Below are 19962 nucleotides of genomic sequence, written 5' to 3'. Positions count from 1 at the left end.
AAGCAATAAAAAGGTCTGAGGCCTTAGGATAAACAATGGATCACAAAGTTGAAGAGACTGAATTAATATCTGTATACGGAGCGCGTGTACACAATCTGAAAAATATTGATGTTGATATTCCCCGTAATTCACTGGTTGTTATTACCGGATTGAGTGGTAGCGGAAAATCTTCCTTAGCGTTTGATACAATATTTGCAGAGGGTCAACGACGCTATATCGAAACATTTTCGGCATACGCACGTAACTTCTTAGGAGGAATGGAGCGTCCCGATGTAGATAAGATAACAGGATTAAGTCCTGTTATTTCGATTGAACAGAAAACCACAAATCGTAATCCTCGTTCTACAGTAGGAACTACGACCGAAATATATGACTTCCTACGTCTTCTATATGCAAGGGCAGGAGATGCTTATTCGTATTTAACCGGAGAGAAGATGGTTAAGTATACCGAAGAGCAGATACTTGAGCTTATTTTGACCCGTTATTTGGGTAAGAAAATATATATATTGGCTCCTGTTGTTAGGAATCGTAAAGGACACTACAAGGAACTTTTCGAGCAGATCAGAAAGAAAGGTTATCTGAATGTGCGTATCGATGGTGAGATTCGAGAGATTCTTCCCGGAATGCGTGTCGATCGTTATAAGAATCACAGTATCGAGATTCTGGTCGATAAGATGGCTGTATCCAATAAATTCAGTGATCAGTTGAAGAATAGTGTACGGGTGGGGATGAAACAGGGTGATGGGCTGATTATGATCCAAGATGTTGAATCAGGAGAAGTGCGTCATTACAGTAGCCAGTTGATGTGCCCCAGCTCGGGCTTGTCGTATGGAGAGCCTGCACCACATAATTTTTCATTCAATTCGCCATTTGGAGCATGTCCTAAATGTAAAGGTTTGGGAGTTGTCAATCAGATCGATATGGATAAGATTGTACCAAAGCCCGAACAAAGTATACATGCCGGAGGTATAGCACCTCTTGGTAAATATAAGAACTCTTTGTTCTTCTGGCAGATCGAAGCTATTTGTGAAAAATACGGAGTGACTATAAAAACTCCGATTAAAAATATTCCCGAAGAAGCTCTGGATGAAATAATGTTTGGAACTGACGAGAAACTCGAAATAAAAAACGAGACTTTAGGAGGTTCTACATATAGCGTAACTTTCGAAGGTGTTGCAAAATACATCAACATGCAACAAGAGAGCGAAGCATCGGCTACCGCTCAGAAATGGGCAAATCAGTTTATAACAACCAGAACTTGTCCCGATTGTAAAGGTCAGCGTCTTAATATTGAGGCTCTGCATTACAAGATCAATGATAAAAATATTGCAGAATTATCGGTTATGGATATCCAGGAGCTTTATGACTGGGTACAAAATATGGACGAGCATATCTCTGAAAAGCAAAGACATATTGCTGCTGAGGTAAAAAAAGAGATTCTTTCACGTTTGACTTTTCTTCTCGATGTGGGATTAAGTTATTTGTCACTCAATAGAGCTTCTGCATCCTTGTCGGGTGGTGAGAGTCAGCGTATACGACTTGCTACACAGATTGGTTCTCAGCTTGTTAATGTCCTTTATATTCTCGATGAGCCTAGTATTGGTCTTCATCAACGGGATAATGTGAGATTGATTAAATCTCTGAAAAAATTAAGAGATTCAGGTAATTCGGTTATTGTTGTAGAGCATGATAAAGATATGATGCTCGAAGCCGATTATATTATAGATATGGGGCCTTTTGCGGGTCGTAGAGGAGGAGAAGTTGTATTTGCTGGAACTCCGGCAGAGATGCTTAAAGCCGACACCATGACTTCCGACTATCTGAATGAGCGAAAAATGATAGAAGTGCCTAAGAAACGAAGAAAAGGTAACGGGCATTTTGTGGAACTGAAAGGTGCAACAGGCAATAATCTGAAATCTGTAGACATAAAAATTCCTCTAGGTACACTTACTTGTGTTACCGGAGTATCGGGTAGTGGTAAATCAAGTTTGTTGAACGGAACTTTGCTGCCGATACTTAGCCAATACTTTTTCAGATCGCTTGCAGACCCCCTTCCGTACAAATCGTTCAAAGGAATGGAGTTTGTAGATAAGGTGATTAGTGTAGACCAATCGCCCATCGGAAGAACCCCTCGTTCTAATCCGGCAACATATACAGGAATATTTTCGGATATAAGAAATTTATTTGTAAGTCTTCCCGAAGCTAAAATAAGAGGCTATAAGCCTGGTAGGTTTTCCTTTAACATAAAAGGAGGGCGTTGTGAGACATGTGGAGGCAATGGTTATAAGACGATTGAAATGAACTTCTTGCCCGATGTATTTGTTCCATGTGAGGACTGTCATGGTAAACGTTATAATAGAGAAACTCTTGAAGTAAGATTTAAAGGGAAATCTATAGCCGATGTTTTAGATATGACGATTAATGCGGCAGTTGAGTTCTTTGAAAATACACCTAATATCTTACACAAGATTAAGGTTCTTCAGGATGTGGGATTAGGTTATATTAAACTGGGTCAGCCCTCTACAACGCTGTCAGGAGGAGAATCGCAACGGGTGAAACTAGCTACAGAATTAGCACGGACAGATACAGGTAATACTATCTATATCTTGGATGAGCCTACTACCGGACTTCATTTCGAAGATATAAGGGTTTTATTAAATGTGCTGAATCAATTGGTTGAGAGAGGAAATACCGTTATTGTAATAGAGCATAATCTTGATATAATTAAGTGTGCCGATTATATAATAGATATGGGACCTGAAGGTGGATCAGGAGGCGGAATGTTGATGATGCAGGGTACCCCCGAAGAATTAGTGAGGAAAAATGCAGGTATTACTGCGAATTTCCTTAAAATAGAGTTAAAAATATAAAAAAGTTAGATTTTAGTTAGATAAATAACAAAAAACAGTATAAATTTGCTCTTGAATTTAGAGAGCATCAATAAAACAATAAGCTATGGCAAAAATAAGTTTTAAAGGTGGTGAGGTAAATACAATAGGTAATCTACCTAAAGTTGGTACTCAAGCTCCTAATTTTACATTAGTAAGTGGTCAGTTAGCGGAAGTGTCTCTTTCTGATTATAAAGGGAAAACAATTGTTTTAAATATTTTCCCAAGTTTAGATACTGGTGTATGTGCTGCTTCTGTTAGAAAATTCAATCAGGAGGCTGTTAAATTAAACAACACAGTTGTTTTGGCAGTATCAGCAGACCTACCTTTCGCTGCAGGAAGATTTTGTACAGCAGAAGGAATTGAAAATGTAAGTCCGGTGTCAGTTTTTAGAAGCCCGGAATTTGGAAAAGATTATGGCGTGTTGATGACAGACGGACCACTTAAAGGCCTTTTAGCCCGTGCAGTGGTGATCATCGACCCTAAAGGAAATATATCGTACATTGAGTTGGTTCCTGAGATTACGCAAGAGCCTAATTATCAGACCGCAATCAACTCTATTGTGTAGTTTTGTAAAGTTTGTGTTAAGAAGGAGAGTCTGCGAAGTGATTTCGCGGACTTTCTATTTTTATAACATTAACCTTTTGTTATTTAAGTAAAAGCAACTATTTAATGATATAGTTTAAAACTATAACTATCTATCGCTTTTTTTCTTACCAAAGCAATAAATAGTTCTGCAAACTTAATTTATTAATTTAAACTACTAATCGCACTTTTTTCATTAACTTCGTTTTTATATCAGAATCTATTTTTTTTCTGGTATAATTCTTTATATTTTAAAGAATTCAATTTGTAAAACAATCTATCAAGAACCAGTATTGGCATTATGAGAAAAGTTACAAAAGAAGCAGCTTTGCTTTATCACTCGAAGGGTAAACCCGGAAAAATAGAGGTGGTTCCAACCAAGCCTTACAGTACTCAAACCGATCTGGCATTAGCCTATTCGCCGGGTGTAGCAGATCCTTGTCTCGAAATAGAAAAAGACCCCGAAACAGCTTACGATTATACCATTAAAGGCAATTTAGTTGCTGTAATATCTAATGGGACGGCTGTACTGGGACTTGGCGATATTGGTGCTTTAGCAGGAAAACCTGTGATGGAAGGAAAAGGATTGCTTTTCAAAATATTTGCAGGAATAGATGTTTTTGATATTGAGGTGGATGAAAAAGATCCTGAAAAATTTATACAAACCGTGAAAGCTATTTCTCCAACCTTTGGAGGAATCAATCTCGAAGATATAAAAGCTCCCGAATGCTTTGAAATAGAACGACGCTTAAAAGAGGAACTTGATATTCCTGTTATGCACGACGATCAACACGGTACAGCTATTATTTCTTCGGCGGCTTTATTGAATGCTTTGGAAATTTCAGGAAAAAAAATAGAAGATATTCAACTCGTTGTTAGTGGTGCGGGTGCATCTGCTGTTGCCTGTACTAAATTATATATGAGCTTAGGCGTCCGCAAAGAGAATGTGGTGATGTGTGACAGTAAAGGTGTTATATCATCTAAAAGAACGAATCTGGATGAACAGAAGAAATTCTTTGCAACGGATCGAGATATTTCGACCATAACGGAAGCGATGAAAGGTGCTGATGTTTTTTTAGGACTATCGAAAGCCGGTGTTGTTACAGCTGATATGCTGAAATCGATGAATGACAATCCTATTGTATTTGCTTTGGCTAATCCTGATCCCGAGATTGCTTATGATGATGCAATTGAGGCTAGGGCAGACGTGATTTTTGCAACCGGAAGATCTGATTATCCTAATCAGGTAAATAATGTGTTAGGATTTCCTTATATATTCCGAGGAGCTTTAGATGTGAGAGCCAGAGGTATTAATGAGGCGATGAAGTTGGCTGCGGTAAAAGCATTGGCTAATCTGGCAAAAGAATCAGTTCCCGATGTTGTAAATGCAGCTTATGGTCTTCAGCGTACTGTATTTGGACGGGATTATTTCATACCGAAACCATTAGATCCAAGATTATTAACAGCTGTCTCTGTTGCTGTTGCCAAGGCTGCAATAGAATCGGGTGTGGCCCGTAAGCCTATTGACGACTGGTCTGCTTATGAAAATAGGTTGACCGAGATGATGGGATACAGTAATAAGTTGGTGAGACAGTTGACAAACTTAGCTAAACAACATCCTAAACGAATTGTATTCTGTGAAGGTAATCACATCAATATGATAAAGGCTGCTGTATTAACTAAGAATGAGGAGATATGTTTTCCTATCCTTATAGGGAATACGGAACGTATACAACGGATTGCTAAGGAAAATAACCTGAACTTAGAGGGTATTGAAATTATAAATCATAGAGCTTTGTCTGAAGATGCTCGTCGTGATAAATATGCCCGTTTACTATCCGAGAAGCGACAAAGACAAGGTATTACCTATGTTGAAGCTTTTGAGAAAATGAACGACCGTAATTATTTTGGAATGATGATGGTCGAAACAGGTGAAGCTGACTCTTTGATTACAGGGGTATACAGTCATTATCAGGAATTTGCTCAAAAGGCAATAGAGGTGATAGGTCTACGTCCCGATACAAAACATTTTGCGGCAATGCATATTCTTCAAACCAAGAAAGGTACATTCTTTATAGCTGATACGCTTATAAACAGGTGGCCTAATACGGATGCTTTGGTTGATATTGCGAAATTAACTCACAATGCCGTGAAGTTTTTCAATACCGATCCCGTAATGGCTATGTTATCTTTTTCAAATTTTGGTGCAGAAAAGGATGGTAGTCCTTATAGTATTTCTCAGGCAGTAGATTATCTGCACAAGAATAATCCGGAAATAGTAATTGATGGTGAAATGCAGGTTAATTTTGCCTTGAATAAAGAATTAAGAGATACTACCTTTCCGTTCAATACATTGAAAGATAAAGATGTAAATACTTTAATTTTCCCCAATTTAAGTTCCGCAAATGTGGTAAGCCGATTACTTGTTGATCTGGGAATATCGGGTGAGACTATCGGACCGATTCAAATGGGACTGAACAAACCTGTACATTTTACAGATATAGAGAGTTCTGTGCGAGATATTATAAATTTGACTACTGTGGCTGTTATTGATGCTATTGTATATGAAACTAAAAAGTAAATTATGAGAAAATTACTAGTGTTGCTATTGATCTCTGTTGCATTTGTATCATGCGATACCAATTCACCTAAAGCAACAGCCGAAAAATTTACTGAAAGCATGGCTAAAGGTGATATGGAAGAAGCCAAAAAACATATGACAGCCGGAACGGCATCATTATTGGATATGGCGATGAAAATGTCAGGCGATTCTATTCCTAAATACCCTGACTTTAAGTTTAAAATGATCAAAGACTCTATTGTTGGTGATACTATTGCTTGGGTTACCTATACTTCACCTCTAGGAAGTCAGGAAGAGCTAAACTTGGTAAAACGAGACGGTCAGTGGAAAGTTACAATGGGTAAATAAGGTCACAACCTTTTTATTCCTTTAGTAAGTACAATCTAGTTGGATACACTTAAGATATTTTTATTAAGTCTCTTTCTTTTATTGGTGAGTTGTCATAGCAATGAGAATTCATCTTCCAGTGAATGGGATTTAAAAGAATTCCGGAATGGAGATATTATATACCGCCATGGAAATGGTTTTTTCTCTGATTATTTTAGAAAATCATCAAATAGAGAAAAATTATATTCCCATGGCGGTATTATAGCTATAGATAACAATCGTGAAGTATACGTCATACATGCTGAGGCAAGTGAATTGACAGGGGTAGGAGGAGTCAGGAAAGAGTCGTTAAACGTTTTTCTTAAGAATATATCTACTTGGGCGGTTTACAGATTAGATACAACGCAAACAGTGCGCGATTCTATTGTTTACGTTGCCACCCAATATTTAAATAAAGAAACACCTTTCGATCTTGATTTTGATAATACTTCAGATGATAAAGTCTATTGTACAGAGTTGATAGCTCTTTCTATAAATAAATCAACCCATCGCAATTTGATAAAAGCGACGGGTAGTATTCGAAATAAGCCTTACTTTGCTATTGATGATACTTATCTGACAAAAGAGATGAAACCGATCATCAGAAAACCTTAAACCGCAGGCAGGCTCATACCTGTGATCTTCCTATATAAATCCAGTGCATAAATGTCGGTCATTCCCGATATATAATCCAATATAGCTAATACACGCGTATACAATGAAGGGTCTTGTACCTCGTACTGTTCGGGAACCCTTGTTAGTAAAAGCTGCGAATATGCTTTGTCTGGATTGCGTATAGCTTCCATGAAAGTATCTAACAGCAGCCCAATGATGCGGTGTCCTGCAAGTTCGATATCCAGAACATCTTTAGCTTTGTATATGTATTTGACGCTGTAATCGGTGCAAACCTTATAAGCATTGCTCGAAAGTTCAGGAATATGTTTGATTAGAGGACTGTTAAAAGTCCCATTTAGTATATCTTCTTCGTGATCTATAAATACTTGCGCACACTCATTAACCAGTAGGCCGATTACACTTGATCGCAGGTATGCCAATTGCTCATTTACATCATTTACAAGCAACATGGTTCTTCTCATTTTTTCCTGTTTTTCGGGAGGGAAAAAGTTTATGAAAAGATCAATGGTTCTTTCAGTAGTCAGAATATGTAATTTATGAGCATCCTCAATGTCCATTATCTTATAACAGATATCATCAGCAGCTTCCACAAGATATACAAGCGGATAGCGAGCCAGTTTAAGTGGCTGTTCCTGTAGCTTAGGTATTCCTAGTTCATCTGCTATTTTTATAACGTCAGGCTCTTCGGCTTGAAAGAAGCCGAATTTACCTTTACCATGTGCCAGCTCCGATGAAAAAGGATATTTAATGATAGAAGCCAACATCGAGTAGGTCATGGCGAAGCCGCCTTTTCTGCGTCCTATGAATTGATGTGTAAGCAAACGGATTGAGTTTGCATTACCATCGAAGTTGATGAAATCTTCCCAGCGTCCGTCACCTTTTACGATATCGTGATAAAGCGGTTGTCCCTTGCCTTCGGAAAAATAAGTGGCAATGGCTTTTTCGCCCGAATGTCCAAATGGAGGGTTACCTAAATCGTGTGCTAAACAAGCTGCAGCAACAATGGAACCTATTTCCTCGAATGCTGCAGGAGAATCGGGGTATTTGTTGCGCAAGGCTTTTGATACCATCAAACTGATTGAACGTCCTACGGAGGAAACTTCTAGGCTGTGAGTTAATCGGTTGTGTACGAACACACTACCCGGAAGGGGAAATACCTGTGTTTTGTTCTGAAGTCTACGGAAAGGAGATGAAAAGATGAGGCGATCATAATCTCTTTGAAAATCGGATCGGTCATGTTGTCTTTCATCGTGAAATTCTTCCATTCCAAAACGTTTAGACGATAGTAGTTTTTGCCATTCCATATTTTAAGTAAATGAAGCGTTAAATGATATTTACTTGCTAAAGTAATAAAAAGGTCTGATACCTAAAGATAAACGAGACTATTATAATAGTCTCGTTTATGAAGTTATTGTTGCTTTTGTAAGAGCGAATCATTAAAATACTATGGCTTATCTGTCTTGGATAAGTCTGTCGGCCATAGTCTTACCCAGCGCTACACATGCGTTGTAGGTATCGATACTCATCGATTGTTTCATTTCTACAGGAGTACCTATAATTTCGAAATTGGTACTTTCAGCAAATTGAGCGATGCGTTTAAGTGCTGCACCTGCCCATGTATATGAACCGAAATAGCTGAAATATCTGTTTTTCATATCTCTTTCTTCTATTTTTGCAAGAAGAGTAGCTACCTCAGGAAACAATTTATTATTATAAGTAGGCGATCCGATAATAAGACCTTTGTACTTAAATATATCGCGGATAATATATGAATGCGAACGTTTCGATGTATTATGAAGTATAATTTCTTTAATACCTTGTTGAGCTAGTTCTAAAGCTATTGTTTCAGCCATTTGCTCGGTATTTCCGTACATACTTCCGTATGCAATAACCACACCTTCGTCACCTTGATATTTGCTTAGTTTGTCATAGATCGAAATCACTTTATTAATTTGCTCCGGAATAGTCCAGATAGGACCATGTGTCGAGCAAATATAATTGATTTCGAGGTGGCTTAGTTTTTGTAATGCTTTTTGTACAGGAGAACCGAACTTGCCTACTACATTTGAATAGTAGCGTACCATTTCGTCGTAGTAACGTTCAGGATGTAATTGTTTGTCGGTTATACCACCATCAAGTGTTCCGAATGTACCGAATGCGTCTCCCGAGAAAATCATTTTTTCGGTTGTTTCATAAGTCATCATCGTTTCAGGCCAGTGTACCATAGGAGTCAGATAAAACACCAGATTGTGTTTACCTAGGCTCAGTTCTTGTCCATCCTCAATGATCATTACTCCATCAGTAATACCATAAAACCCGCTTACCATATCGGCAGTTCTTTTATTACCGACGATTTGAATATTAGGGTATTTGGTTTTAAGTAATCTTAGAGAGCCCGAGTGATCAGGTTCCATGTGGTTAATCACAAGATAATCTAATGATTTTCCGTTTAGTGCTGTTTCTAATTTCTGTAAAAAAATGTCAGAATAACATATATCTACAGTGTCAAATAGTGCTGTTTTTTCGTCTACAATTAAATAAGAATTATACGAAACTCCTTTAGGGAGAGGCCATAAATTTTCAAATAAAGCCTTTGTTCGGTCATTGACGCCAATATAGTATAAGTCTTCTTTTATTTGAATAGGTTTTAACATAATACAAGTAATATATTATTTTTTGATAGATTGTTCTTTCGTTTTCAGAGCATTGTATACTAGCCAAACACCCCATATAATAAATGGTATGCTTAATAATTGCCCCATGTTAATACCTATGCTTGCTCTCATTTGTAACTCAAAAGGCTCCTGTACATTTTTCAGGAACTCGATAAAGAATCTGGATAAAAATATTCCGATCAGAGAAACACCCAATATCAGACCTTGCTTTTTCTTTGCATCTGTTTTGTAGAACATATACATCGTCAGAATAAATATCGCAAAATAGATGACAGCTTCATATATCTGTGTCGGATGACAAGGTAATTCACCTGCTCCTCCTTCTGCGATTGGCAAGTGCCAGCTTCTGTCTCTCACGAAGTTGAATCCCCAAGGCATGGTAGTCGGACCACCATATATTTCAGAGTTCATCAAGTTACCTACACGGATAAAAGCAGCTCCTATGGCTACCCCTACTATAAGGCGATCGAGTGCCCAGATGATACTTTTTTTGCTGACATTACGGCAAAATAGCCATATTCCGATAGTCATCCCGATAGCTCCTCCATGACTGGCAAGACCACCTTCCCATATCTTTAAGATTTCGATGGGGTGAGATAAGTAATATTCGGGGTCATAAAACAGACAATGCCCTAGTCGGGCACCTATAATAAGACCAATTAATACATAGACAAAAAGAGAATCGAACCATTTCTCAGGAAGTTTCTCCGATTGATACATTTTTTGTACCACATAAGATGTACAGAGTACACCTATTGCCCAACACAATCCGTACCAACGGATTTCCCGTCCAAAAATATTAACTAGTTCGGGACTAATATCCCATGTTATAAAAGCAAGCATAAATGACGTTGTTAGAACAGTTTTCTTTAATAAGTAAGTCTAAAGTACAAACGATTTCTATTATGAAATAATGCTGTATTTGATGCTTACCAATATATTATGTTAAAGAGTACCTATTACTATTAAGCCGCAAATATACAGAAAATAAAATAGATTTATCTAGCTAATAAGTTATAAAATATTTATGGCGGATACTTGATTTGTAGTCGTTTTTATATGATTTATTAGAATTGAATTTTGTTTGTTTACCTTAATGCCGTATCTTGCAACCCTACCGTGAATAGCTTATATTTTTCTTCCAAATAGAAAAAGTTTCAAACCTTAAATCGAAAAATGCAACCAGGTTGCAGCAAGTATTTACTACATTTGCAATCAGAAAAAGGTAGAATCATTTATGAAAACTAAAAAGTTTATAATACAAATATGTTTAATGTTAGCTTGTGTATTGCTGCAAGCTCATGTTATTCTACCTCATTTTCACCACGATGGAATCGTTTGTATTACAAAAGAAAGTAGTACCGATTGTCTTAGATGTCATTCGGCACAAGGCCATAACCATGCTAAAAATCATTGTTCGCAAAATCTCGATGCTTGCGATATCAAGCAGATTGTTATTCGTCAGAATGATTTGAATGATGACTTAGATACGACTAATTCGATAAACTTACTCTCGTTATACTGTTTGGTATATCCGTTGAGTAATTTATATTTGGAATTTCCTGATTCTACTACTGAAAAGAATCAAATACCTTATACCGATACTTATACTTCACCTTTCGCAGGTTCTATAAAGAGCCTGAGAGCCCCTCCTTCTTTTTTAGGATAATAACAATTTATTGAAGTCAACACAGGTTTGACATATTCAGTATGCTTTAGTGGTTTTAGCTGCTTAAAATATTGTGTCTAATATTTTAAGGCTATTACACGCTATTGCTGTTACACTCTTATTATGACAAAAATAGGTCTGAGACCTTCAAAAGAAGAAAAATGAGAAAAAAGATTATATATATGTTCGGTGTTCTGGCTCTCTCTTGGAGTTGTACAGGGCACGGAGAACATTCGCATGACGATGCTGCACAGTCCGAAACGGGAGATCATTCAAATGAGATTGTTTTTACAAGCGAGCAAGCCAAGAATATAGGTTTAGAGGTTATTTCAATAGAACCGACTTCATTTCACGAAGTAATAAAGACAAGCGGACAAATATTATCGCCTCCCGGTGATGAGGTAACTGTTTCTGCTACTGCAAGCGGAATCGTGTCGTTTAATAAAAGCTCTATAAACGAAGGTGTATCGGTAGGTAGGGGAGAATCGTTGCTATCTATATCCTCACGTAATTTACCGGATGGTGATCCCGGGGTGAAAGCCCGGTCAACTTACGAGATGGCAGAAAAAGAATTCCAACGGGCACAATCTCTTATTGGTGATAAATTGATTTCCGAGAAAGAGTTCAATGAAGCTAAATTGTATTATGAAAATGCAAAGGTTTCTTATCAATCGTATGCTAAAGGACAGACTAATGTCGGTGCAGGTATTTCTGCTCCTATTAGTGGATATATTAAAGCCCGATTGGTAAACGAGGGGCAGTATGTAGAAGTTGGTCAGCCCTTGTTTACAATTACCCAAAGTCAGAAATTACAACTTCGTGCAGATATTTCGGAACGCTACTATAAAGACCTTAAAAATATTACATCTGCTAATTTCCGCATTCCATATTATGATGGAGTTTATCAATTGTCGGAATTGGGTGGAAAGTTGGTTTCTTATGGAAAGTCGACAAGTAGCGATGGATTTTATATCCCTGTAAGTTTTGAGTTTAATAATGTGGGAAATATTGTTCCGGGTTCATATGTCGAAGTCTATCTTTTAGGAAAGCCACGAGCAGACGTTCTTACTGTGCCTGTTTCATCATTAATCGAATCACAAGGTTTATACTTTGTTTATATTCAGTTAAATGCTGACGATTACAAAAAGCAAGAGGTTAAACTAGGTGCGAGTGATGGGCAAAATGTAGAAATCTTATCGGGTCTGAAGACCGGAGATAAAGTGGTAAGCAAAGGAGCTTATCATATAAAATTGGCTGCAGCATCAGGAACGTTACCTCAAGGTCATACTCACTAATGAAAGGAGAAATTATATATGTTAAATAAAATAATACACTTCTCGCTTCATAATCGGGCAGTGGTACTTGTAGCTGCACTTCTTCTTTTATTAGGAGGATTTTACACAGCTAAAAATATGGAGATAGACGTATTTCCCGACTTGAATGCTCCCACTGTGGTTGTTATGACCGAGGCTAACGGTATGGCGAGTGAAGAAGTCGAACGTCTTGTCACTTTTCCTATCGAAGCCGCTGTAAACGGAGCAACTGATGTACGTCGGGTACGTTCGTCATCCACAACAGGATTTTCTGTTATATGGGTCGAATTTGAATGGGGAACGGATATCTACAGAGCCCGTCAGGTAGTTACCGAAAAATTGGCGGCTCTAGGAAATGATCTGCCCACAAATGTTGGAAAACCTACGTTGGGACCTCAATCATCAATAATGGGCGAGGTAATGACTATCGGGCTTTCGTCCGATTCAACTTCATTATTGGATTTAAGAACTATTGCAGATTGGGTGATACGTCCACGCCTTCTTTCGACAGGTGGAGTAGCTCAGGTAACGGTAATTGGAGGTGATATAAAAGAATTCCAGATATTACTCGATCCGGGGCGGATGAAACATTACGGGGTAGGGCTGAATGAAGTTCTTGCTGCTGTAGAAAATATGAATCAGAATGCTTCGGGGGGAGTACTTTATGAGTATGGAAACGAATATATTGTAAGGGGAATTCTGCAAACAAACGATGTCGACCAGTTAGGAAAAGCCCTTGTGAAAAAACAAGGTAATGGTGTCGTCTTAATTGGAGATGTTGCTGAGATTAAAATAGGAGGCAAGCAACCCAAATTGGGAGTTGCTTCCGAAAAAACAAAACCGGCTGTTTTAATAACCGTAACGAAACAACCTAATACAAATACAATTGAGCTGACTGAAAAACTAGATGCTTCGATTGCCGATCTGCAAAAGAATGTACCTTCGGATGTGAAGATTTCGAGCGATATCTTTCGTCAGGAACGTTTTATCGAAAGTTCAATAGGCAATGTCGAAAAATCACTTTACGAAGGCTCTGTTTTTGTGGTGATTGTACTCTTTTTATTCTTGATGAATGCACGTACAACATTCATTTCGTTAATGGCTATTCCATTATCGCTGTTGGTATCTATACTTACCCTTAAATTAATGGGATTAACCATCAATACAATGAGTTTGGGAGGTATGGCAATTGCCATAGGCTCATTGGTGGATGATGCCATAATAGATGTCGAAAATGTATTTAAGCATTTACGCCTCAATAGGATGAAACCCGAAGGAGAACAGCAGCCTATCTTGGATGTTGTTTTCGAAGCATCGAAAGAGGTGAGAATGCCGATCCTTAATTCGACGCTTATTATAGTGGCTTGTTTCGTGCCTCTATTCTTCTTGAGTGGAATGGAAGGACGTATGCTTGTACCCCTAGGTATATCATTTATAGTAGCCTTGTTTGCTTCTACTGTTGTGGCTCTGACTATAACTCCCGTTTTGTGTAGTTACTTGTTGGGAAAAACGAAAGGCGATAAGGAGGAAAAAGAACCTCGCATGGTTTTGACCTTAAAGTATTGGTATGAAAAAAGTCTGCATTGGGCATTGGAAAACCAGAAAAAAGTATTGGTGGTAACAGGACTCATGTTGATCTCGGCAATGGTAATATTCTTTACTTTAGGACGAAATTTCCTGCCTCCGTTTAATGAAGGATCTTTTACCATCACAGTAAATACTACTCCAGGGATTTCATTGGAAGAGTCCGATAAAATAGGGCGATTGGTAGAAACCGAACTGCTTAGCATCAAAGAAATACAGACCGTAGGACGTAAAACCGGACGTGCAGAGTTGGATGAGCATTCTTTAGGAGTAAATACTTCGGAAATAGAAGCTCCGTTTATTCTGGATGGACGCTCTAAGGATGAACTATTAGCCGAAATAAGGGAGAAATTAAACGCCATTCCGGGAATAAGTATCGAAGTGGGGCAACCTATTTCTCACCGTCTCGATCATATGCTTTCGGGAACCAAAGCCAATATTGCCATTAAACTTTTCGGAAGCGATCTGAACGAATTGTTTACACAGGGTAACCGGATTAAAGATGCTATTGAGAATATAGATGGAGTTACCGACCTGAATGTAGAGCAACAAGTTGACCGTCCGCAACTGAAAATTACACCTCGCAGAGAATTGTTGGCTAAATATGGTATTACACTGCCTCAATTTTCGGAGATGGTATCGACAATGCTTTCAGGAGCAGTTATCTCCCAGGTGTATAGTGAAGGAAAGACCTTTGATTTGATTCTTAAGGTGGACGATCAATACAAAGATCAGGCAGAGAAAATTAAAAACCTGATGATTGATGCCAATGGTGTTAAAATACCGTTTGACTACATTGCTGAAATAACATCTTCGGAGGGACCCAATTCGATAAGTCGTGAAAATGTTCAGCGTAAAATAGTTATATCGGCAAATGTAGCCGATCGTGATTTGCGTAGTGTAGTAAATGAAATACAGGAAACTGTAGGTTCAAAGATTCAATTACCCGAAGGTTATCATATCGAATATGGAGGACAATTCGAGAGTGAGCAGGCAGCTTCTAAAACATTATTGATTACTTCTATTTTTGCCATTTTGGTTATATTTCTTTTGTTATATAATCAATTTAAAAATGTATCGCAGTCCATCATTATTTTATTGAATCTGCCATTGGCTTTGATAGGGGGTATTTATGCTATCCTGTTTACTACGGGCGAAATAAGCATTCCCGCTATTATCGGGTTTATTGCCCTCTTTGGTATTGCTACCCGAAACGGAATATTGTTGATGGCTCATTATAATGACCTGCACAATAGCGGAGAATCTCTTGAAAACAGTATTGTTATGGGATCACTTGACCGGCTGAATCCGATTCTTATGACAGCACTTTGTTCGGGATTGGCTCTTATACCATTGGCTCTGCAAGGCGATCTTCCGGGCAATGAAATACAAAGTCCTATGGCTAAAGTTATTTTAGGTGGATTGCTGACATCTACATTGTTGAATATGTATATCGTTCCTATTATTTACAGAATGATGCAGCAACGAAATTTGAATAGAAAAAGAGTAGAATTATGAAACTTATATATATACTAATTGCATTGTCAGGCGTATTATTCACGGTAAATGCTCAGGATAATTTTCAGGAGGTATTGAATCGTATAGAATCTAATAATACGACTCTCAAAGCTTTGCTGGAAAAGACTAAAGCAGATAAAATAGGAAATAAAACAGCTTTGAATATGGCAAATCCCGAAGTCGAAGTAGGTTATCTGTGGGGTAGTCCAAGTGAAGAGGGCAATCGGAAAGATTTGAATATTACCCAGTCCTTTGATTTTCCGACAGCTTACGGATACCGATCACAAGTAGTGACAGGGCAAAATGTGCAAGCTGATTTAGTTTACCAACAACAGGCAAAAGAGATTTTACAACAAGCCAGAGTCTTTTGCGTGGAGCTTGTTTATCAAACAAAAAGATATGCAGAACTAAATGAACGGGTAAAACTGGCAAAGGAATTGAGTGAAGCATATCAGACCCGTTTCGATAAAGGAGATATCAATATTATCGAATACAATAAGACCAAGTTGAATTTGCTGAATTCGGAAAAAGCTATGCAGATAGCTGAGGTGGAGATTGCTACACTGCGTGCTGAATTGCAACGGCTCAATGGAGGCGAACCGATGCTTGATCTATTGAGTAATTACTCTTCTTATTCGTTACCTTTGAGTTTTGACCAATGGTTCAATGAGGCAAAGATGAATAATCCGGCACTTGAATCGGCGATGAAGGAGGTTGATCTCAGCCGAAAGCAAGAGAAACTGACTAAGGCTCTTAATCTTCCTAAAATAACAGCGGGGTATATGAGTGAGCGTCTTTTAGGAACTACCCATCAAGGGTTTACTTTTGGAGTATCTATTCCTTTGTGGGAGGGTAAAAATACCGTTAAGTACCAAAAGGCACAGACTGTGGCTTTGGAGATGCAGCAAAAAGATTCGGAGCTTCAGTTTTATAATACCCTCAAAAATCAATACCATAGAGCTGGTACATTATTTGATTTGCTGCGTGATTACGAAGAAATTTTGAGTACATCCAATAATAGGACTTTACTGAAGAAAGCTTTCGAAAAAGGACAGTTATCTTTGATTAATTATTTGTTGGAATTATCCGTTTATTACGAAACCATTGACCAGTATATGGAGAAGGAAAAAGAATATCAACTGGCTTTATCTGAGCTTCAACAATGGGATCGTTAGGATCGTTAAATTTAAAGAAAGGAGAAAAATATGAATGCAGAATATATTGAAAGATTAGAAGAAAGGGGGGTAAAGCCTACAGCAGTCAGGCTTCTGATTTTTAAAGCAATGGTAGAATATCCTCAGGCTTTTAGTTTATCTGATCTTGAAACAAGTCTTGATACCGTTGATAAATCGACCCTTTTCAGAACTATATCCTTGTTTCATGAAAAACTTCTGATACATAGTATTGACGATGGTTCGGGTTCGGTTAAGTATTCGGTTTGCAGTTCCGATTGTAACTGTTCAATCCAAGATTTGCACGTTCATTTTAATTGTCATGAATGTAAAAAAACTTTTTGTATGGAAAACATCTCTATACCTAAAGTGCAATTACCTAAGGGATTTCTTTTGGAGAGTGTGAATTTTGTTTTGAAAGGTTTATGCGATAAATGCTCTAAGCTTAACGAATAGGTTTTATTTTATTTAGTAAAAGAAGCACACTCAAATAAGAGTGTGCTTCTTTTGTTTTTATCATTTTTTTATAATGTTTCTAGAAAACTTGGTTAAAAGGCGTGTTGCTTGAATAAAAAGCCCTTCTAAGTGTATGTATAGTCGTGTATTTCGATTTATTTTGCAATTAGATCCTTATTATAGGGCTCTGTATAATCTCATATTTTGAGGTTTAATTTAATATCTACTCAAAATGATTAAAAATAAAAATACTATGAAAATAAAAGCTTCATTATTGTCAGTTGCTATAATAGCTTCTGTTGGTTCAGTTTTTTCTTTTGTTAAGCAGGGTGATGATGGTATGGGAGATGGCGGACTGATGAAATCTTCTCAAATGGCTTTTGTTTCTCCTATTACAACAGTTATTACTCCTAAAAATAATATTGAGATTACTTTTACTGCAAATATTAGTATTGTTAATGCAATAATAAAAAATAACATAGGTATAACTGTTAGTCAAGCAAAAACAGATACATCGTTGGATACTAATCTGTATATTAATATAGCTAATTTACCAACAGGATCTTATACTCTTATTTTAAGAGATAATAAAGGGGCTACTATAAGTAGTGAAAAATTTACAGTGGATTAAGCTGAGTCGTAAAAATGTTCGAGGAAATATGTCCTCGAACATTTTATACAATATTATTAATACTCACTTATGAATAATTTTTTTCTTAGAATAGCCTGTTTAGTCTTAATTTTTGCCTCATTATTTTCCTGTAAAGAGAATGATAATCCTTCTTCCGCATTATTGATTCAAGCTCAGAAGTTAGCAGAAAGTCATCCTGTAGAAGCTTTGGCCTTATTGGACTCTATCCAGGCAGGAAGTCTTGATAAAGGAGATTATATGCTCTATATTGTGACTTGTGTACAGGCAAAATTTAAAAATAAACAGAGTATAGCTAACGATACTTTAATTTTTGAAGCTCGCGATTATTTTGAAAGTAAAGGAAATTATGCCCAATCAGCTTTAGCTCATTTTTATTCAGGGAATGTATATTACCAAAAAAATATAGTAGGTAAGGCTCTTAAAAGTTATATGGAGGCCAAATATTATGCGAATTTATCTAAAGATACTATATTAATAGCACGAAGTCAATACAATATTGGTTATCAGTATTATAAACAGGATGTGATGGATAGTGCTCTATTTCATTACAAAATAGCATTAAACCTGTTTGATAAAATAAAAGATACTGACAACTTGAAGATGCAAACCATCTATTCAATGGGAACTGCATTTTATTCCAACTACGATTTAGATAGTTCTTATTATTATTTAAATAAAGGATTGGATCTAGCTAAACTTACTAATGATCAAACATATCAAAGCATTTTTACTAAGAATTTAGGTATTATTGATCGGGTAAGAGGAAATTATGAAGAAGCAACTATAAAGTTACATTCATCGCTGGCTCAAACAACATCATCAATAGATTCTTTGCGGATTTATCTTAATCTTTCGAACCTATATAATTGTACAGAGCAGCTTGATTCTGCCCGTTTTTATACAGATTTACTGAAAAAACATTTACCGGAGACTACCGATCGTGGAATTCTTAAGGGGACTTATGCTTCGCTTTTAGAATATAACAAACAATTAGGAAATTATATCGATGCATTACGCTATGCTGAATTAGAGTTAAAATTGAATGAAACTATAAAAGCCGAAAGTCAATTATTAGAACTTTTTGATGCCGATAAAAAATATGCTCTGGAGCAAAAGGATAAGCAAATCGATCATTTTCGCTCTCAACTTGTTTTTTGGCTACTTATTAGTGGAGTTGTTTTTCTTTCATTACTAATTTTATCGATACGCTTGTCTAAACTTTCCAAGAGCCACAAAGAGGAGATAAGATTACAAGCCGAGAAATATCGTAATATAAAAGATCAGTTAATCTTGATGGCAGCTGAATATAAAGATATAGAAGCCGAAATAGCCTCTATGCTAGATGACGAAGCCGATAAAGGAGATTAGATTAGTTTAGTTTTATAATAATAAAAGTGTTTTCTATATAGAAAGAGGTTTGAGAATGAAGTTTTCTCAAACCTCTTTTTTTAGCATAGCTACGTTTAGTCTGTGACTCAAAATACAAAGAATTGCTTTCGGAAAATATCAGGTTACATTACAGAGTCGATTGCATTTCTTTATCTATAATAATAAGAAAGATATAAACACATTTTCTGAAAATTACTAAAAAGGTAACAATGAAGAAATGTGTCACTTTTGTCACCTTTGTTACCTTTTTGTGATTTTGTTTCAGATTAACAGTGTTTTATGAAAGTGACAACTGGATACATATCCATTTATTATAGTGCTTATTTTGTTACCTTAATGTGTATTTTGTAACTTATTTTTTTTACTTGCTTTTGTATTATCAAGCGGAATGTAACTGTTTTTTGATGATCGGTTTCATATAGTTATAATCTATAAGTGATAGTTTGTTTATAAATAAAAACTATATATCTTTGTGGTG

The 19962-nt window shown here is 36.9% G+C and carries 15 protein-coding genes; 12 read left to right on the top strand and 3 right to left on the bottom strand.

Annotated features, from left to right (window positions below; all coding sequences use genetic code 11):
• Positions 1-35 precede the first annotated feature (35 nt).
• From uvrA to G7050_RS00735, 5 genes are all read left to right on the top strand, one after another.
• Complete coding sequence (gene uvrA, locus G7050_RS00755) at positions 36-2870, top strand: excinuclease ABC subunit UvrA (protein ID WP_166109771.1); 2835 nt, start codon at positions 36-38, stop codon at positions 2868-2870.
• Between the two features lie 85 nt (positions 2871-2955).
• Positions 2956-3456, top strand: a complete 501-nt coding sequence (gene tpx, locus G7050_RS00750; protein WP_166109768.1) for a thiol peroxidase — start codon at positions 2956-2958, stop codon at positions 3454-3456.
• A 318-nt stretch (positions 3457-3774) separates the two neighbouring features.
• Positions 3775-6054 (top strand): NADP-dependent malic enzyme, encoded by a 2280-nt coding sequence (locus G7050_RS00745; RefSeq protein ID WP_166109765.1) that lies wholly within the window; start codon positions 3775-3777, stop codon positions 6052-6054.
• Between the two features lie 3 nt (positions 6055-6057).
• Entirely contained in the window at positions 6058-6402 is a 345-nt protein-coding gene (locus G7050_RS00740) for a DUF4878 domain-containing protein (protein ID WP_166109762.1), read from the top strand.
• A 39-nt stretch (positions 6403-6441) separates the two neighbouring features.
• Positions 6442-7035: a YiiX/YebB-like N1pC/P60 family cysteine hydrolase gene (locus G7050_RS00735; RefSeq protein ID WP_166109759.1), complete on the top strand. Its 594-nt coding sequence runs from the start codon at positions 6442-6444 to the stop codon at positions 7033-7035.
• Here the strand turns inward: G7050_RS00735 and dgt are convergent.
• The 3 genes from dgt to lgt form a co-directional block, all read right to left on the bottom strand.
• On the bottom strand, positions 7032-8360 hold the full coding sequence (gene dgt / locus G7050_RS00730) for a dGTP triphosphohydrolase (protein WP_166109756.1): 1329 nt from the start codon (positions 8358-8360) through the stop codon (positions 7032-7034). The genes G7050_RS00735 and dgt overlap by 4 nt on opposite strands.
• Positions 8361-8507: 147 nt before the next feature.
• Positions 8508-9710, bottom strand: coding sequence for an FprA family A-type flavoprotein (locus G7050_RS00725; RefSeq protein WP_166109753.1), 1203 nt, complete (start codon positions 9708-9710; stop codon positions 8508-8510).
• A gap of 15 nt (positions 9711-9725) precedes the next feature.
• Positions 9726-10574 carry a prolipoprotein diacylglyceryl transferase gene (gene lgt / locus G7050_RS00720; protein WP_166109751.1) on the bottom strand — a complete coding sequence of 283 codons (849 nt, stop codon included), beginning with the start codon at positions 10572-10574 and terminating at the stop codon, positions 9726-9728.
• Positions 10575-10968: 394 nt separating this feature from the next.
• Between lgt and G7050_RS00715 the strand changes: the two genes are divergently transcribed.
• The 7 genes from G7050_RS00715 (at position 10969) to G7050_RS00685 (ending at position 19463) form a co-directional block, all read left to right on the top strand.
• Positions 10969-11400, top strand: a complete 432-nt coding sequence (locus G7050_RS00715) for a DUF6769 family protein (protein WP_166109748.1) — start codon at positions 10969-10971, stop codon at positions 11398-11400.
• A 161-nt stretch (positions 11401-11561) separates the two neighbouring features.
• Complete coding sequence (locus tag G7050_RS00710) at positions 11562-12695, top strand: efflux RND transporter periplasmic adaptor subunit (RefSeq protein WP_166109745.1); 1134 nt, start codon at positions 11562-11564, stop codon at positions 12693-12695.
• Positions 12696-12713: 18 nt separating this feature from the next.
• The gene (locus G7050_RS00705) at positions 12714-15815 is read left to right on the top strand and encodes an efflux RND transporter permease subunit (protein WP_166109742.1); all 3102 of its coding nucleotides are present in this window, start codon (positions 12714-12716) and stop codon (positions 15813-15815) included.
• On the top strand, positions 15812-16990 hold the full coding sequence (locus G7050_RS00700; RefSeq protein WP_255499234.1) for a TolC family protein: 1179 nt from the start codon (positions 15812-15814) through the stop codon (positions 16988-16990). The genes G7050_RS00705 and G7050_RS00700 overlap by 4 nt, the downstream gene beginning before the upstream one ends.
• A gap of 30 nt (positions 16991-17020) precedes the next feature.
• Complete coding sequence (locus tag G7050_RS00695; RefSeq protein ID WP_166109739.1) at positions 17021-17443, top strand: Fur family transcriptional regulator; 423 nt, start codon at positions 17021-17023, stop codon at positions 17441-17443.
• 253 nt (positions 17444-17696) lie between these two features.
• Positions 17697-18074 (top strand): DUF3244 domain-containing protein, encoded by a 378-nt coding sequence (locus tag G7050_RS00690; RefSeq protein ID WP_166109736.1) that lies wholly within the window; start codon positions 17697-17699, stop codon positions 18072-18074.
• A 69-nt stretch (positions 18075-18143) separates the two neighbouring features.
• Positions 18144-19463 carry a hypothetical protein gene (locus tag G7050_RS00685; protein ID WP_166109733.1) on the top strand — a complete coding sequence of 440 codons (1320 nt, stop codon included), beginning with the start codon at positions 18144-18146 and terminating at the stop codon, positions 19461-19463.
• The last annotated feature ends 499 nt before the right edge of the window (positions 19464-19962 follow it).

It is taken from the genome of Dysgonomonas sp. HDW5A, assembly GCF_011299555.1.
GTDB lineage: Bacteria > Bacteroidota > Bacteroidia > Bacteroidales > Dysgonomonadaceae > Dysgonomonas_A.
This window is presented reverse-complemented; position numbering and strand designations above follow the sequence as displayed.

Coding starts and splice junctions, on each gene's coding strand:
- uvrA (WP_166109771.1), top strand. CDS start 36: ATGGATCACAAAGTTGAAGAGACTGAATTAATATCTGTATACGGAGCG.
- tpx (WP_166109768.1), top strand. CDS start 2,956: ATGGCAAAAATAAGTTTTAAAGGTGGTGAGGTAAATACAATAGGTAAT.
- G7050_RS00745 (WP_166109765.1), top strand. CDS start 3,775: ATGAGAAAAGTTACAAAAGAAGCAGCTTTGCTTTATCACTCGAAGGGT.
- G7050_RS00740 (WP_166109762.1), top strand. CDS start 6,058: ATGAGAAAATTACTAGTGTTGCTATTGATCTCTGTTGCATTTGTATCA.
- dgt (WP_166109756.1), bottom strand. CDS start 8,360: ATGGAATGGCAAAAACTACTATCGTCTAAACGTTTTGGAATGGAAGAA.
- G7050_RS00725 (WP_166109753.1), bottom strand. CDS start 9,710: ATGTTAAAACCTATTCAAATAAAAGAAGACTTATACTATATTGGCGTC.
- lgt (WP_166109751.1), bottom strand. CDS start 10,574: ATGCTTGCTTTTATAACATGGGATATTAGTCCCGAACTAGTTAATATT.
- G7050_RS00715 (WP_166109748.1), top strand. CDS start 10,969: ATGAAAACTAAAAAGTTTATAATACAAATATGTTTAATGTTAGCTTGT.
- G7050_RS00710 (WP_166109745.1), top strand. CDS start 11,562: ATGAGAAAAAAGATTATATATATGTTCGGTGTTCTGGCTCTCTCTTGG.
- G7050_RS00705 (WP_166109742.1), top strand. CDS start 12,714: ATGTTAAATAAAATAATACACTTCTCGCTTCATAATCGGGCAGTGGTA.
- G7050_RS00700 (WP_255499234.1), top strand. CDS start 15,812: ATGAAACTTATATATATACTAATTGCATTGTCAGGCGTATTATTCACG.
- G7050_RS00695 (WP_166109739.1), top strand. CDS start 17,021: ATGAATGCAGAATATATTGAAAGATTAGAAGAAAGGGGGGTAAAGCCT.
- G7050_RS00690 (WP_166109736.1), top strand. CDS start 17,697: ATGAAAATAAAAGCTTCATTATTGTCAGTTGCTATAATAGCTTCTGTT.
- G7050_RS00685 (WP_166109733.1), top strand. CDS start 18,144: ATGAATAATTTTTTTCTTAGAATAGCCTGTTTAGTCTTAATTTTTGCC.